The 15,456-nt window shown below is 67.5% G+C and carries 11 protein-coding genes; 3 read left to right on the top strand and 8 right to left on the bottom strand.

The annotated features are described in order from the left end of the window. Positions 1-80: 80 nt before the first annotated feature. From PKE72_RS11215 to trmB, 6 genes are all read right to left on the bottom strand, one after another. Positions 81-716 carry a response regulator gene (locus PKE72_RS11215; RefSeq protein WP_271165455.1) on the bottom strand — a complete coding sequence of 212 codons (636 nt, stop codon included), beginning with the start codon at positions 714-716 and terminating at the stop codon, positions 81-83. A gap of 349 nt (positions 717-1,065) precedes the next feature. Beyond that, positions 1,066-1,569, bottom strand: coding sequence for a DUF1993 domain-containing protein (locus PKE72_RS11210; protein WP_271165454.1), 504 nt, complete (start codon positions 1,567-1,569; stop codon positions 1,066-1,068). Between the two features lie 87 nt (positions 1,570-1,656). Next, the gene (locus tag PKE72_RS11205; RefSeq protein WP_271165499.1) at positions 1,657-3,657 is read right to left on the bottom strand and encodes a methyl-accepting chemotaxis protein; all 2,001 of its coding nucleotides are present in this window, start codon (positions 3,655-3,657) and stop codon (positions 1,657-1,659) included. Between the two features lie 230 nt (positions 3,658-3,887). Next, on the bottom strand, positions 3,888-5,798 hold the full coding sequence (locus PKE72_RS11200; RefSeq protein WP_271165453.1) for a methyl-accepting chemotaxis protein: 1,911 nt from the start codon (positions 5,796-5,798) through the stop codon (positions 3,888-3,890). A gap of 230 nt (positions 5,799-6,028) precedes the next feature. Then, complete coding sequence (locus PKE72_RS11195; protein ID WP_271165452.1) at positions 6,029-7,993, bottom strand: methyl-accepting chemotaxis protein; 1,965 nt, start codon at positions 7,991-7,993, stop codon at positions 6,029-6,031. 96 nt (positions 7,994-8,089) lie between these two features. Continuing rightward, positions 8,090-8,791, bottom strand: coding sequence for a tRNA (guanosine(46)-N7)-methyltransferase TrmB (trmB, locus tag PKE72_RS11190; RefSeq protein ID WP_271165451.1), 702 nt, complete (start codon positions 8,789-8,791; stop codon positions 8,090-8,092). Positions 8,792-9,149: 358 nt separating this feature from the next. On the opposite strand from trmB, the gene PKE72_RS11185 reads away from it, so the two are divergent. The 3 genes from PKE72_RS11185 (at position 9,150) to PKE72_RS11175 (ending at position 13,753) form a co-directional block, all read left to right on the top strand. Next, positions 9,150-10,637, top strand: a complete 1,488-nt coding sequence (locus PKE72_RS11185) for an amidohydrolase (RefSeq protein ID WP_271165450.1) — start codon at positions 9,150-9,152, stop codon at positions 10,635-10,637. Further along, complete coding sequence (locus PKE72_RS11180; protein WP_271165449.1) at positions 10,637-11,977, top strand: amidohydrolase family protein; 1,341 nt, start codon at positions 10,637-10,639, stop codon at positions 11,975-11,977. The genes PKE72_RS11185 and PKE72_RS11180 overlap by 1 nt, the downstream gene beginning before the upstream one ends. A gap of 732 nt (positions 11,978-12,709) precedes the next feature. Next, positions 12,710-13,753, top strand: coding sequence for an aspartate-semialdehyde dehydrogenase (locus PKE72_RS11175; RefSeq protein WP_271165448.1), 1,044 nt, complete (start codon positions 12,710-12,712; stop codon positions 13,751-13,753). Between the two features lie 18 nt (positions 13,754-13,771). On the opposite strand, the gene truA is transcribed toward PKE72_RS11175, so the two are convergent. Beyond that, positions 13,772-14,515 (bottom strand): tRNA pseudouridine(38-40) synthase TruA, encoded by a 744-nt coding sequence (truA, locus tag PKE72_RS11170; protein WP_271165447.1) that lies wholly within the window; start codon positions 14,513-14,515, stop codon positions 13,772-13,774. Continuing rightward, entirely contained in the window at positions 14,515-15,438 is a 924-nt protein-coding gene (fmt, locus tag PKE72_RS11165) for a methionyl-tRNA formyltransferase (protein WP_271165446.1), read from the bottom strand. Before fmt ends, truA begins: the two co-directional genes overlap by 1 nt. Between the last annotated feature and the right edge of the window lie 18 nt (positions 15,439-15,456).

The following is a 15,456-nucleotide window of genomic DNA, read 5'->3' as shown; positions in this document are numbered from 1 at the left end:
GCTTGGAACGACGCCGTTGGACGCCGGTCTAACGATGTGGAGGGCCGTATAGGCGGTTCAGGATCGCTTGTCAGCCCCAATCAGCTCACATCCCCAGAGACAGTCCTTATAACTTGTCTGAACAGCTCATTTGCATCGTTGGTTGACAGCTGGGCGCCTCTCCGCAGCGCTTCCTTCCTGTGCTCGTCCAGATTCGAGCCCGCGTATATGAAGAATGGCAGCCTGAGGCCTTGAGATCTTACCGCCTCAAGCAGGACGTAGCCTTCTTGCGGCCCCTCCACTCGCCCCATGTCTGAGATGATCGCTGAAAATTCCTGACGCCTTAAGGCATCCAGCGCCTGTTGAGTGGACAAAGCTATATGAACATCTATGCCAAACTCACGCATAGCATCTCGTAAAAGCCTATTGTTCTCAGGACGGTCATCCACCCACAAAATGCACCGCCCCTCCTCGCCTCGTCTGGGCGCTTGATCGATGGCCGCTACCGCTTCGGCTACAGCTTGATCTGGAGATTTCCCTGAAGTGCTTGCTAAATTAGCAGCTACCAGCGCCCCCGTAGCTCGCGCGATCCGCTGAGCTTCTAAGTAGTTTCTCTCGTCTTTGAAGTCTGTTGGCGGATACAAACTTGTAGGATGGCGCGCCAGAAGCCAAGTGAAACAACCCAGCACCAAAACAGGAAACAAGACCATAAAGTAGACGAGCGGTATACGCTCCATTGACGAACTGAAAGTAGCAGCTCCAGCTACTATCGATGCCAAGGCATAAACGAGCACTATTAGAAGTGCAATTATCCCGAGCGGCCCTCGAGACAGTTTACTTGCCGTCGTTGAGAAATCCATCACGTGCCATCAACTTGGAGTTGATGACAGCTAGAACTGCAAAGCTCAGGTGTCAATGTGCCTATATGTTGACTCCACCGGCGGCTACCAACCTCGACTCCTGCTTGTCGGCTCTGGGGTGGCCTTTGATGGAGGCGCAACCGAGCCGAGACCAAGAATCATCAGCGCGGCAGCAGTTCGCTTGCCTGGTCAGGTCACCACCATTTATCTCAGCGCTTAATCCGCCTCAGATCAGCGCCAACCGCCCCAGATAATCCATCTTGCTCAACGGCACGCCTTCCTTGCGCAGGATGGCGTAGGCGGTCGTGACGTGGAAATGGAAATTGGGCAAGACGAAACTGGTCAGATAGCCCAGGCCGTCGAAATTCATCTCGCGGCTGGGCGTCTTCAGCGTCACCGGCCGGGTCTCGGCGCCGACGAAGGCGGCGGGATCAACGCTGTCGATGAAGGCCAGGGTGCGGGCGATCCGGTCCTTCAGTTCGGCGAAACTGGTCTCGGTGTCGGCCATGGCCGGGTTATCGACGCCCGCCAGCCGCGCCACGGCGCCCTTGGCCGTGTCCGACGCCAGCTGGATCTGGGCGGGCAGAGGCCGCATGTCCTCATGAAGCCGGGCCTGGATCAGAACGGCTTCGTCAAAGCCGTCCGCCGACGCCTTGTCCAGAAAGCCCGACAGATTGGTCAGACCGCGCACGAGGACGGGGACCGCGACGTCGTAGATCGAGAGGGTCATTTCAGGGCTCCAGCCAGGGCTCCAGTGGGGAACGCCATAGCTGGCCGGTTCATCGCCGCCGCGCCAGCCCCCGTCGCCGGTTCGGCCCTAGAATTCCTCCCAGCCCTCCGAAGCCGGCGCGGCCTGGTGAGCGGCCTGGTGAGCGGCCTGGGGCGCAGGCGCCGCGCCGCCGCGCCCGATGGTCTTCATCGCCGCCGCCATATGGTTCGAGCGGGCGGGCGCAGAGGCGGCGGGCCGGGGCTCAGGGCGCGCAGGCTTGGGCGCCGAACGCAGGGCCGGAGCGGCGCGGGCCGTCTCGCCGACCTTGAACTGGGCCACCGACGTTTGAAGCGCCTCGGCCTCCTGGGCCAGCGAATGGCTGGCCGCAGTCGATTGCTCGACCATGGCGGCGTTTTGCTGGGTGACCTGGTCCATCTGGTTGACGGCGGTGTTCACCTGGGCTAGGCCCACGGCCTGTTCCTGGGCCGAGGCGGCGATTTCCGAGACCAGGCCGTCGATCTCGGCGACACGATCCACGATCCGTTGCAAAGCCTCGCCGGTCTGGCCGACCAGTTTCACGCCCGAGCCGACCTGGGTGGTCGAGGCCGAGATCAAGGTCTTGATCTCTTTCGCCGCTTCCGCCGAACGCTGGGCCAGGGCGCGGACTTCCGAAGCCACGACGGCGAAGCCGCGACCGGCCTCGCCCGCTCGGGCCGCCTCGACCCCGGCGTTCAGGGCCAGAAGATTGGTCTGGAAGGCGATCTCGTCGATGACGCCGATGATCTGGTTGATCTGGGCCGAGGACCCCTCGATGGCGTGCATGGCTTCGACGGCGTCGCGGACGATGACGCCCGAGGTCTCGGCGTCGCCCTTGGCGGACTGAACCACGTCCGAGGCCTGGCGCGCGCCCGAGGCGGTCTTGTTCACGGTGGCGGTGATTTCATCCAGGGCCGCAGCTGTTTCCTCCAGCGAAGCGGCCTGTTGTTCGGTGCGGCGCGACAGGTCGTCAGCGGCCTGCGAGATCTCGCCGGCGCCTGATCGGATGCCCGCCACATTGCCCAGCACCACGCCCATGGCCTGCTGCAACTGGGCGATGGCGGTGTTGAAATCGGCTTTCAGCTTGGCGTAATCGCCCGGGAAGTCCTGGGTGATGCTGTAGGTCAGGTCGCCCCGCGTCAGATGTTCCAGCCCTTCGCCCAGGGCCGCGACCACGGTCGCCTGCTCGCGGGCCAGGGCGTCTGCGGCGCGCTGGTTGCGGGCCCGCTCCTCGTCCGACTGGGTGCGCAGGGCCGCGCCCTCGGCTTCCAGCTCCATCTTCTCGACGGCGGCGTCGCGGAAGGCGATCAGGGCGATCCCCATCTTGCCCAGCTCGTCCTTGCGCTGGGCGTGGGGCACGTCGATCGTGGTGTCGCCGCCGGACAGCCGCCCCATGCGATCGCCGATTCCGGTCAGGGCGCCGACGATGGACCGGGCCACGACAAGGCCGGCGGCCAGGGCGGCGACGGTCGCCAGGGCGATGGCGATCAGGGTCTTCAGCGCCGCCGTATTGACGTTCTGCGAGAGCTGAGCCGACTCTTCGGCGCTCAGTTTGACCTTGGCGTTGGTGAAGGCGGTCAACTTGGGGACCAGATCGGCCATCTTGGCGTCGAGCTGAGTCAGCAGAACCCGCTCCGCCGCCTTGTCATTGATGAGGCCGAACTCGACCGACCGGCCGACCAGGGTTCGGATTTCGTTCAAGGGGCCGCGGAAGCTCTCGATCTCGTCTTTCCAGTGGGGCGCTGTGGACTCGGCCTCGGTGAGCAAGGTTTCGATCGTCTGGATCTTTTCCTTCGCGTGATCAGCCGCATCGCGCGCCTCGGCCGAGGCGCCGTCATAGGCGAAGATCTTGTAGGCGTCATAGCCCAGACCCTGAACGGTCCGATTGACCCGGACCATCTTCACCAGGGCGACGCCCTCAACATCGACCAGCCGGCTGTAGTCGGCGTCGATCCGCTTCATCTCCCAGGCGCTGTAGGCGGCGCCCCCCAGCCCCACAAGGGCCAGCAGGATCAGGGGCACGATGATCTTCACCGCGACCTTGGTGTCGGACAGAATTTTGTTCACGGCCATCTCCAGAAGCCACAGCACCGACAGGGTTCAAGGCTTGAACCCAGCCTCAGGCGCTCCGGCCATGCGGCCCCGGAAAGATGGACGATCAAGGTCCCCCGGGGCGACAGAGGGATGAGGTCTGAAGCCTGCGCGATTGTGGCGTCCCGTATCGGGACGATGTGTAAACGAGGCCTTAGGGTAAACTACATATACCGGCGTTCACCGCGCGGCGGACCAGCGCCCCGCCGACGTCAGAACTCTTCCCAACCCTCGGACTCGGCCTCAGACTTGGGCGCCGCGCCGCCGCGACCCAGGGTCTTCAACGCCTGAACCATGGGGCGGGCCGACGGACGCACCGGCAAGGGCGCGGCGGCCGGCCTGACGCCGCTTGTTTCGACCTTGAACTGGGACACCGAGACCTGAAGCGACTCGGCCTCCTGCGACAGGGCATGGCTGGCGGCGGTGGACTGTTCGACCATGGCCGCGTTCTGCTGGGTGACCTGGTCCATCTGGTTCACGGCCGTATTGACCTGGGCCAATCCGATGGCCTGGTCTTGGGCCGAGGCCGCGATGTCCGACACCAGACCGTCAATCTCCGCCACCCGGTCCACGATCCGTTGCAGGGCCTCGCCCGTCTGGCCGACCAGGGTCACCCCCGCCCCGACCTGGCTGGTCGAGGTCGAGATCAGGGTCTTGATCTCCTTGGCGGCATCGGCCGAACGCTGGGCCAGGGCCCGCACTTCGGAGGCGACCACCGCAAAGCCGCGACCGGCCTCGCCAGCGCGCGCCGCTTCCACGCCGGCGTTCAGGGCCAGCAGATTGGTCTGGAAGGCGATCTCGTCGATCACCCCGATGATCTGGCTGATCTCGTTGGACGAGCCCTCGATGGCCTGCATGGCCTGGACGGCGTCGCGCACGATGACGCCCGAGGTCTCGGCGTCGCCCTTGGCGGCCTGAACCACGTCCGAGGCCTGACGCGCCCCCGAGGCGGTCTTGTTGACGTTGACGGTGATCTGATCCAGGGCCGCCGCCGTCTCTTCCAGCGAGGCCGCCTGCTGTTCGGTGCGCCGCGCCAGATCGTCCGACGCCTGGGTGATTTCCCCCGCCCCCGAGCGGAGGCCCGCGACATTGCCCAGGACCACGCCGATGACCTGCTGCAACTGGTCCATGGCCCGATTGAAGTCGTCGCGCAGCTGCGCATACTCCGGCGGCAGGTCGCAGGTGACGCGATAGGTCAGCTCGCCGTCCGCCAGCTTGGACAGGCCCACGCCGAAGGATCGAACCACCAGCGCCTGCTGTTCCCGCTCGACCACCTCGCCGGCGGCCTGGCGTTCGCGTTCCGCTGCGGCCCGCGCGTCGACCAGATCGGCGTCGGCCTTTCGCTTGGCCTCGGCGGCGTCGCGAAAGACGATGAGGGCGGCGGCCATCTCGCCCAGTTCGTCGCGGCGGCCCACGGCGGGAATATCGATCTGTTGCTCACCTGCGGCCAGGCGGCGCATCGTCCGCGTCAGCGCGTCCAGGGGCGCGGTGACGCCCGTCAGAACGAACCGGGTCGCCGAGATCAGGGTCAGGATCGCCAGAAGACTGATCACCCCCATGGCGATCAGGGACAGGCGGAAGGCGTGCTGGGCCGCGACCGCCTCCTCGCGCGCGACCCGCGCGTGCAGATCGACCAGGGCGCCGATGGCGGCGGTCAGGGGATCGATGGCCGGATACAGCGTGTTGTCGGCGAAATACGCCAGGGCGGCCCGGTCGCCCGACGCCAGTATGGCCTCGAGCTGGGCCGTCACGGCCTCGGCGCGCGGCAGGTTGGCGTTGGCCGTGTCGATCAGGGCCTGCTCCTCGGGCGAGGCCCCGCTGAGGTCCTTGAAGCCGGCCCAGTTGGTCTGGATCAGGCCCTTGGCCTGGCGAACGCTGTCGATCGCCTGTTGCTGGCTATAGGCGCCCGAGCGCGCCTTATGCACCGTGTCCACGATGTTGACGGCGTACATATCGCTGACCACCTTCAGCGCCTGCATGGGGGCGACCCGGTCGACGATGATGGTCTGGATCCGCGCCCCGGCGGCGGCGGCGGACAGCCAGCTGACCGCCGCGATGAGGCACAGCGCCGCGCCCATGGCGGCGAGGCCGGCCAGCAGACGGTTCCTGACAGTGATCTTCATCCAGGCGGCCCCTTGTGTCGGAGCCTCAGTCGTCACGATCCCGTCTGCGCGATGCGAACACACGCCCCGCCCGCCGGACATCACTCAAGGGGCGGAAAAGGACAGTCCGCGGCGCGGACAGGCGACGCCTGAAGCTGGAGCCAATTTATGGTTTCCAAATCGACAAGAAGTGTAAACCACGACCTAGGGCCAATTACATATCGTCGTTCTTTATTCCCATTGGAGGAGGATCAGAACTCTTCCCATCCGTCCGCCGCCGGGGCGGCGTGATGTGCGGGCGCCGCGCCGCCGCGACCGAGGGTTTTCAGGGCGGCGGCCATATGGGTCGAGCGGACCGGCGCCGAGGCGGCGGAACGAGTCTCGGGACGGGGCTCAGAACGTGGCGCGGCGACCGGCGTGGACGCACGGCGCGTGTCCCCGACCTTGAACTGGGCCACCGAGGCCTGAAGCGACTGAGCTTCCTGCGACAGCGAATGGCTGGCCGCGGTCGATTGCTCGACCATGGCGGCGTTTTGCTGGGTGACCTGGTCCATCTGGTTCACGGCGGTGTTGACCTGGGCCAGGCCCACGGCCTGTTCCTGGGCCGAGGCGGCGATTTCCGAGACTAGGCCGTCGATCTCGGCGACACGATCCACAATCCGTTGCAGGGCTTCCCCGGTCTGGCCGACCAGTTTGACGCCCGACCCGACCTGGGCCGTCGAGGTCGAGATCAGGGTCTTGATCTCCTTGGCGGCTTCCGCCGAACGCTGGGCCAGGGCGCGGACTTCCGAAGCCACGACGGCGAAGCCGCGACCGGCCTCGCCGGCGCGGGCGGCTTCAACGCCCGCGTTCAGGGCCAGCAAATTGGTCTGGAAGGCGATCTCGTCGATGACCCCAATGATCTGGCTGATCTGATCCGAAGACCCCTCGATGGCCTGCATGGCTTCGACGGCGTCGCGAACGATGACGCCCGAGGTCTCGGCGTCGCCCTTGGCCGCCTGGACGACTTCGGAGGCCTGGCGAGCGCCCGAGGCGGTCTTGTTGACCGTGGCGGTGATCTCGTCCAGCGCAGCCGCGGTCTCTTCCAGGCCCGCCGCCTGTTGTTCGGTGCGGCGCGACAGGTCGTCGGCGGCCTGCGAGATCTCGCCGGCGCCCGAACGAATGCCGGCGATATTGGCGACCACCACGGCGACGGCCTGCTGCAGCTGGGCGATGGCGGCGTTGAAGTCGGTCTTCAGCTGGGCCGCCTTGGGCGCGAACTCCGCCTCGATCCGATAGGTCAGGTCGCCGTCGGCCATGGCTGACAGACCCTGGCCCAGGGCTGCGATGGTGACGCGGTCGGCTTCGGCCTCGGCGGCCTTTTCGGCCTCGCGCGCGGCCCGTTCCTGTTCGCTCATCGAGCGTTGCGACAGGGTCTCGGCCTCCAGCCGGTCCTTTTCGATGGCGGCGTCGCGGAAGACGGCCAGGGCGGCGGCCATCTTGCCGATCTCGTCGCCGCGTTTGACACCGGGAATCTCGGAGGTCTTGTCGCCCTCGGCCAGGCCGCGCATCCGCCGCTCCAGCGCCACCACGGGGGCCGACACCGACCGGCCGATGAACCAGCCCGTTGTCCCGACCGCCAGCAGCACCAGCAGGGCCATGGAACCCAGGGCCAGGGCGGCCTTGCCCACGGCCGCCGCGATCTGGTCGGTATAGACGCCCGAGCCGATCACCCAGCCCCAGGGCGCGAAGCCCTTCACATAGGAGATCTTGGGCGAGGCCCCCTCCTGGTTCGGCTTGGCCCACTGATATTCGACGAAGCCCTCGCCGTCCTTCTGCACCACGGCGACGAATTCCTTGAACATCAGCACGCCGTCGGCGTCCTTGTTCGCGCTCAGGTCCGTGCCGTTCAGCGCCGGCTTCATCGGGTGCATCACCATGGTGGGATGCATGTCGTTGATCCAGAAATAGTCGTCCGCACCGTACCGCATGGCGCCGACGGCGGCCTTGGCGGCGGTCTGGGCCTGGTCTTGCGTCAACCGACCGGCCGCCTGCTCGCCCTGATAATAGGCGACGACGCTGTGGGCGATCTCGACGGACTTCTTGGTGCGGTCGGCGATGTCTTCGCGCATCACGGCGTCCAGCCGCATCAGGGACAGGCCGGTGATCACCAGCAGACCCGCCATGGTCACAAGGGCCAGCAGATTGATCCTGCCGCCGATCGTCAACGCCTTCATGGTCCGTCCCCGTTATTCTACTTAGGGACCATCACTAATGAAGTTCGTTAAACAGGCGTCTATGCTTAAACTACGTAAAACTCCGTAGACCCCGCCTCAGGCTGTGCGCCGGTATTCCAGGAAGATCGGCGCGGTGTCGCCCAGCTTCTTCTCCTCGTATCGGGTGACCACATGGTCCGCCGGAGGGACAAACCAGTCCTGATCCGCCGCGCCGATCCGCTCCAGCCCCGGCGTGCGCTCCAGCCGTTCCAGCGTCCATTCGGCATAGTCGCGCCAGTCGGTGACGAAGCGCAGCGCGCCGCCCGGCTTCAGGATGCGGGCGAAGGCCTGGGCCGTTTCGTCCTGCAACAGGCGGCGCTTGTTGTGCCGCGCCTTGTGCCAGGGGTCGGGGAAGAGGATCAGCACCCGGTCGACCGAGGCGTCAGGCAGGGCGTCGACCAGGTCGCGCGCGTCGTCGGCGTGGATGCGGACATTCTTCAGCCCGCCCTCCTCGACATGGCGCAGGGCCGAGGCGACCCCGTTCAGAAAGGGCTCGCAGCCGATCACCAGGGCGTCGGGCCGCGTCGCCGCCTGGGCCGCCATATGTTCGCCGCCGCCGAAACCGATCTCCAGCCACACCTCAGCAGCCTCGGGCATCATCGTCTTGGGGTCCAGCGGACCGGCCTTGGGGTCCGGCACGGCGATTTCGGGCAGCAGGCTGTCCATCAGCGCCGCCTGACGCGGCTTGATCGGCCGCGCCTTGATCCGGCCGAACGACCGCAGCGGCCGGTCGAGATGGGGGTTTTCGTCGTCGTTCATGCGCGTGCCGTTAGCGGTCAGGGACAGGCGCGTCCAGAGCGTCTGACCTCGCCGTAGCCCTTCTTTCGTCATTCCGGGCGAAGCGCAGCGAAGACCCGGAACCCAGCGGCGCCGAAGGCGAAATCCATGCGCCGCAGGCTGTTTGAAGATCGAGTCCGCGACAGGTTCGCGCTCACGCGCGCCGCTGGGTTCCGGGGCTCCGGGCCAAGCGGCCCTTCGCCCGGAATGACGAAAGCTAGGAGCAACACGCCCGCCCGCTTATCGAACATCGAAATCTTTTGACGCCTTTGCCGGATGACCCTCCTATGACGGTCGCAAGACACGTCGGGCTGGCGTGTCGTCGGGAAGAGGGGATCTGATGATCGGACATCATCTGCGGGGCGTCAGCCTCGCGGCCATAGGCTGCGCTGTGCTCGGCCTGCCTATGCTGAGCTTGGCGGCCTGCGCCACCACGGGCGCGGACTCGGAGGCCGCCGCGCCGTCCAAGGACAAGACCCTGGCCGCCGGCCTGGATCCGGCGACCACCCTGAACCCCTATCCGTCCACCTATCAGCCCCTGCCGCGCGAGAATTTCGCCGTGGTCGGCGCGACCGTCCTGACCGGCACGGACCGCAAGATCGAGAACGGCGTGGTCGTGGTCACCGACGGCAAGATCGCCGCTGTCGGCGACGCCTCGACCCCAGTCCCCGCCGGCTATCGCGTGATCGAGGCGCGCGGCCGCTATGTCACCCCCGGCGTCATCGACGTCCACAGCCACCTGGGCGTCTATCCGTCGCCCGGCGTGCAGGGCATGAGCGACGGCAACGAGGCCACCAGCCCGAACACCGCCCAGGTCTGGGCCGAACATTCGCTGTGGCCCCAGGATCCGGGCTTCAACACCGCCCGCGCCGGCGGCGTCACCACGCTTCACATCCTGCCCGGCTCGGCCAATCTGTTCGGTGGCCGGGGCGTCACCATTCGCAACACGCCCTCGATCACCATGCAGGGCATGAAATTCCCGGACGCCCCCTATACGGTCAAGATGGCCTGCGGCGAGAACCCGTCACGCGTCTATGGCGGCCGTAACCAGAGCCCGGCGACCGGCATGGGCAATATGGCCGGCTACCGCGCCGCCTTCATCGCCGCGCGCGACTACAAGGCCAAGTGGGACAAGTGGCGCGAGGACGGCGAGGGCGCGGCCCCGACCCGCAACCTGCAAAACGAGACCCTGGCGGGGGTGCTGGACGGGTCGATCCTGATCCAGAATCACTGCTACCGCGCCGACGAAATGGCCATGATGATCGATATGGCCAAGGAATTCGGCTATCGCATCACCACCTTCCACCACGCCACCGAGGCCTACAAACTGGCCCCGCAACTGGCCGCCAACGGCATCTGCGCGGCCATGTGGACCGGCTGGTGGGGCTTCAAGATGGAGGCCCTGGACGCCATCGAGGAGAACGCCGCCCTGGTCGACGCGCAACAGGGCTCGTGCGCCGTCATCCACTCCGACGACGCGGAACTGACTCAACGGTTGAACCAGGAAGCCGCCGCGGCCCTGTCGGCCGGTCGTCGCGCCGGGCTGAACATTTCGGAAGAGCACGCCATCGGCTGGATCACCTCCAACGCCGCCAAGGCCATCGGCATCGCCGACCAGACCGGCTCGCTGGAGGCCGGCAAGCGCGCCGACGTGGTGATCTGGAGCGCCGATCCCTTCTCGATCTACGCCCGCGCCGACCAGGTCTTCATCGACGGCGCCCTGACCTTCGACCGGACCAACCCCGCCTATCAGCCGACCAGCGATTTCGAGCTGGGCCAGCCGGGCTATGGCCTGACCGCCGCCAACGTCGCCGAAGGAGCCCGCTGATGCGTCTGTCCCACATCCTCGCGGGCGCCGTGGCGGCTCTGTCTCTCGCCGCCCCCGCCCTCGCCCAGGACACCGTCGCCATCGTCGGCGGGCGCGTCCTGACCGGAACCTCTGTCATCGAGGGCGGCACGGTCGTGATCCGTGACGGCAAGATCGTCTCGGTCGGCGCCGGCGCGGCGCCGTCCGGCGCCCGCGTCATCGACGCGACCGGCAAGGTGGTCGCCCCCGGCTTCGTCGCCGTCGATTCCGGTCTCGCCGGGACCGAGGTCGGCGCCGTCAGCGGCACCAACGAACTGCGCAACAGCGCCAACACCCTCAGCGCCGCCTTCGACATCTCCTACGGCCTGGACCCCTGGTCCTTCACCCTGCCGGTGGCGCGTCTGGGCGGCATCACCCGCGCCGTGGTCGTGCCCCAGCACCCCGGCTCGTCCGGCGGCCATGTGCATGAGGACGAGACGGCCGGCGCCGGCGACGGCGGCTATCAGACGCCCGGCCTGTTCGCAGGCCAGGCGGCGGTCATCGACCTGGGTCAGGACGCGAACATCCTGGTCAAGCCGCGCGTGGCCATGGTCGCCCCGTTCGGCGAGGCCGGGGCCGACATCGCCGGCGGCGCGCGCGGGGCCCAGTTCGTCCTGTTCAAGGAGACGATGGCCGAGGTCCGCCTCTACGCCCGCAACAAGTCGGCCTATGAGCGGGCGGGCCTGCGCGACCTCAGCCTGTCGCGCGCGGACCTGGAGGCCCTGATCCCGGTCGCCAACGGCTCCATGCCCCTGATCGTCAGCGTCCACCGGGCGTCCGACATCCAGCAGGTGCTGCGTCTGGCGCGCGAGGAAGGGATCAAGCTGATCCTGGACGGCGCCGAGGAAGGCTGGCTGGTCGCCGGCGACATCGCCGCGGCGGGCGTGCCCGTCCTGCTGAACCCCATCTCCAACCTGCCCAGCGATTTCGAGATGCGGGCGGCGCGGATGGAGAATGCGGCGGCCCTGAACGCGGCCGGCGTGGTGATCGCCATCAAGGGCAACGAGGGCTCGACCCACCGCGCCCGCGAGGCCCGCTACAACGCCGGCAACGCCGTCTCGCACGGCCTGCCCTATGGCGCCGCCATCGCCGCCCTGACGGTCAATCCGGCCCGGATCTTCGGCATGGGCGGCCAGTTCGGCCAGATCGCGCCGGGCGCCGCCGCCGACGTCGTGGTCTGGTCGGGCGACCCGCTGGAGCCGCTCAGTCAGGCCTCGGCCGTCTTCATCGACGGGGTCGAGCAACCCTTGACCAGCCGCGCCCTGCTGCTGCGCGACCGCTATCGGCAACAGACGCCGATGCCGCCGGCCTATCGCAACTGACGGCGCCCAAAGCCTGAACGACAAGGGCGGGACCGCGAGGCCCCGCCCTTTTTTTTGTCGTCCCTTTTTCGGGGGAGGCGCGCCAGGGCTGCTTTCCGATCATCCTGAACGCTTTGATCGGTGTGGACCGGAGTTCGTCGCTCCCCGGCTGGTCGGCCCCGTAGCCGATTAGCATCGCCCCACGCACCGAGCGCCGATGCGCGCTAACCACCCGTTGCGGACCTTGGGTCGGTCTGCAACGGCAATCAGCTATCCAAATTTCGAAAATATTCCGTCGGTAAAACAACCGCCTGACTGAAAGATTCGCCCTCCAACTAACCATGCCTTCCAGCGGGCCTATACTCCCGCCGGTCGATACCGAAGGGAGGCCCGCCCAATTGCACTCTTTTGCACATTGCACTGTTTTCTGGGGTGCAGCGCAATTTCGAACCGCCCGAGGGTTTTGCAGCGGCGGCGGCGACGGATTTGTGCGCGTGTAGCCGGAGAAACTGGGCGGCCGGGCCGATCTTTTGTGCAAACGTCTGTTTACACGACCGATCCTTGCCCTTAGAGGGCGTCGCCGTGACCCGCACCATGACCAAAGCGATTACCTTGAAAACCACCGGCTTCGGCGGGGCGGTTTCGGGTGTGCGCGAGGTCTGAAGCGCCGAACCCCGATCCCAAGCCCCGCCGATGCGCGGGGCGGTCGATCCGGCTGAACCCCGCGCCTCCATCCTTCCAGGAGACGCCTGAATGTCCTTTTCCCCGTTCAATCCCCCCCACGTGGGCATCGTCGGCGCCACCGGCCTCGTCGGCGAGATGATGCGCGGCCTGCTGGCCGAGCGGAACTTCCCGCTGGCCTCGCTGCGCCTGTTCGCCTCGGCCCGGTCGGCGGGCAAGACGATCCGCTTCGGCGAGACCGAGATTGTGGTCGAGGATGCGGCGACGGCGGACTACGCTGGGCTGGACATCGTCTTCTTCTCGGCCGGGGGCGACACGTCCAAGGCCCTGGCGCCCAAGGTGGCCGCCGCCGGCGCGGTGGTGATCGACAACTCGTCCGCCTGGCGCTCTGATCCGCAAGTGCCGCTGGTGGTCGCCGAGGTGAACCCCCACGCCCTGGCTGACCTGCCCAAGGGGATCATCGCCAACCCCAACTGCACCACCATGGCCGCCATGCCGGTGCTGAAGCCCCTGCACGACGCGGCGGGGCTGAAGCGTCTGACGGTCTCGACCTATCAGGCCGTGTCGGGCGGCGGGGTCGAGGGGATCCGGGTGCTGGAGGATCAGTCGCGTGCGGCCGTGGGACAGGGCGCGGCTCTGGCCCGCGACGGCGGGTCCGTGGACTTCGGCGCGCCGGAGAAGTGGGTCGTGCCGATCGCCGCCAATGTCGTGGCCCTGAACTACAGCCTGGGCGAGGACGGCTATACCGACGAGGAGCTGAAGCTGCGCGACGAGAGCCGCAAGATCCTGGAAATCCCCGGCCTGCCGGTCTCCGGCACCTGCGTGCGGGTGCCGGTCTTCACCGGCCACTCGTTGTCGATCAATGTCGAGTTTGAGCGGGCGCTGTCGGCGGCCCAGGCGTTGGAACTGCTGGCCCAGGCGCCGGGCGTGGTGGTGACGGCCGTGCCGAACCCGCTGGAGGCCGCAGGTCAGGATCCGGTCTTCGTCGGCCGGGTGCGTCCTGATCCGACGGTCGAGCACGGCCTCGCCCTGTTCGTCTCCAACGACAATCTGCGGAAGGGCGCGGCCCTGAACGCGGTCCAGATCGCCGAGGTCCTGGTTCAGCAGCGCGGCTGATCCGGCCCCAGGCGGGGTTCAGTCGTAGCGCACGCCGCTGAGATAGAGCCCCGCCGAGGGGGCGACGGGGCCGCACCGGGCGCGGTCCTTCGCCTCCAGCGCCGCCTTGACGTCGTGGGCGGTCCAGCGGCCTAGACCCACCTCGACCAGGGTGCCGGCCATCGACCGGACCTGGCGGTGCAGGAAGCTGCGGGCCTGGAAGACCAGATGCACCTCCTCGCCGAAGCGAGAGACTCGGGCCACGTCCAGGGTCTTGATCGGCGACTTCGACTGGCAGCCCACGTCGCGGAAGGTGGTGAAGTCGTGATGCCCGACCAGGACCTGGGCCGCATGGTGCATGGCCTCGGCGTCCAGGCTCTTCTTGACGTGCCAGACCCGGTCCCGCTCCAGCACCGGCTGGGGCCGCCGGTTCAGGATCCGGTACAGATAGCCCCGGCCGGTGGCCGAGAACCGCGCATGCCACTCCGGATCAGGCGCGTATTCGGCGGACAGGACGCAGACGTCCTGTTTGATCAGATGGGCGTTGATGGCGTTCAGGACGGTATCCACCGGCCAGTCGCGCTCCAGATCGGCATGGATCACCTGGGCCGTCGCATGGACGCCGGTGTCGGTGCGGCCCGCCGCAGCGATGCGGATCTGCTCGCCCGAAAAGGCCAGTATGGCGGCCTCGACCGCGCCCTGAACCGTGGGCTGGTCCGCCTGGGCCTGAAAGCCGTTATAGGCCGTGCCGTCGTATTCCAGGGTCAGCTTGTAGCGCGGCATCAGCCGAGCACGGTCCCGGCCGGCAGGGCGAAGCCGCGCAGCATCTCCTCGGCCGATTGCGCCGCCTTGCCCTCGCGCTGGACGCGGATCAGGCGAACGGCGCCGGTTCCGCAGGCCACGGTCAGGGCGTCGTCCAGGGTCTCGCCGGGCGCGCCCGAGCCGTCGGCAAGGGCCGACAGCAGGGCCTTGATCCGAACCGGTCCGGCTTCCGACGGGGCCTCGAACCAGGCGCCGGGGAAGGGCGACAGGCCGCGGATATGGGCGTCCACCTCGGCCGCCGGACGGGTCCAGTCGATGCGGGCCTCGGCGGGGGTGATCTTCCTGGCGTAGGTCGGCTCGCCGACCTGTTCGGTCGGGGTGACGCCGCCGCGATCGATGGCGGCCAGCGCTCTGGGCCACAGGCCGGCGCCGACATGGGCCATGCGCTCGGACAGGCTGGCGGCGGTATCGTCGGGCCGGATGTCCATCAGCTCGCCCAGCAGGATCGGGCCTTCGTCCAGGCCCAGGCTCATCTGCATGATCTGGACCCCGGTCTCGGCGTCGCCGGCCATGATCGCCCTCTGGATCGGCGCCGCGCCGCGCCAGCGAGGCAGCAGGGAGCCGTGCAGGTTCAGACAGCCCAGCCGGGGCGCGGCCAGCACCTCGGCGTTCAGGATCTGGCCGTAGGCGACGACGCAGGCGGCGTCGAGGTCCAGGCTCTGGAAGTCGGCGACGGCCTCGGGCGACTTCATGCTCTCGGGCGTGAAGACCGGCAGGCCCATGGTCTCGGCGAAGGCGTGAACCGGCGACGGCGTCAGCTTCTGCCCCCGGCCCCTGGGGCGCGGCGGTTGCGAATAGACGGCGACGATCTCATGGCCCGAGGCGAGAAGCTCGGCCAGGGACGGCACGGCGAAGTCGGGAGTTCCCATGAAGGCAAGGCGCATGGCCACGCCTTTAGAGGT

The sequence above is a fragment of the Brevundimonas intermedia genome (assembly GCF_027922165.1).
GTDB lineage: Bacteria > Pseudomonadota > Alphaproteobacteria > Caulobacterales > Caulobacteraceae > Brevundimonas > Brevundimonas intermedia.
Note: the sequence above shows the minus strand (reverse complement) of the source record. Positions and strands in the feature narration are given on the sequence as shown.

What these genes read in the sequence shown, in the direction of transcription:
- PKE72_RS11185 (WP_271165450.1), top strand. Translation starts at nt 9,150, where the DNA reads ATGATCGGACATCATCTGCGGGGCGTCAGCCTCGCGGCCATAGGCTGC.
- fmt (WP_271165446.1), bottom strand. Translation starts at nt 15,438, where the DNA reads ATGCGCCTTGCCTTCATGGGAACTCCCGACTTCGCCGTGCCGTCCCTG.
- PKE72_RS11175 (WP_271165448.1), top strand. Translation starts at nt 12,710, where the DNA reads ATGTCCTTTTCCCCGTTCAATCCCCCCCACGTGGGCATCGTCGGCGCC.
- PKE72_RS11210 (WP_271165454.1), bottom strand. Translation starts at nt 1,569, where the DNA reads ATGACCCTCTCGATCTACGACGTCGCGGTCCCCGTCCTCGTGCGCGGT.
- truA (WP_271165447.1), bottom strand. Translation starts at nt 14,515, where the DNA reads ATGCCGCGCTACAAGCTGACCCTGGAATACGACGGCACGGCCTATAAC.
- PKE72_RS11180 (WP_271165449.1), top strand. Translation starts at nt 10,637, where the DNA reads ATGCGTCTGTCCCACATCCTCGCGGGCGCCGTGGCGGCTCTGTCTCTC.
- PKE72_RS11195 (WP_271165452.1), bottom strand. Translation starts at nt 7,993, where the DNA reads ATGAAGGCGTTGACGATCGGCGGCAGGATCAATCTGCTGGCCCTTGTG.
- trmB (WP_271165451.1), bottom strand. Translation starts at nt 8,791, where the DNA reads ATGAACGACGACGAAAACCCCCATCTCGACCGGCCGCTGCGGTCGTTC.
- PKE72_RS11215 (WP_271165455.1), bottom strand. Translation starts at nt 716, where the DNA reads ATGGAGCGTATACCGCTCGTCTACTTTATGGTCTTGTTTCCTGTTTTG.
- PKE72_RS11205 (WP_271165499.1), bottom strand. Translation starts at nt 3,657, where the DNA reads ATGGCCGTGAACAAAATTCTGTCCGACACCAAGGTCGCGGTGAAGATC.
- PKE72_RS11200 (WP_271165453.1), bottom strand. Translation starts at nt 5,798, where the DNA reads ATGAAGATCACTGTCAGGAACCGTCTGCTGGCCGGCCTCGCCGCCATG.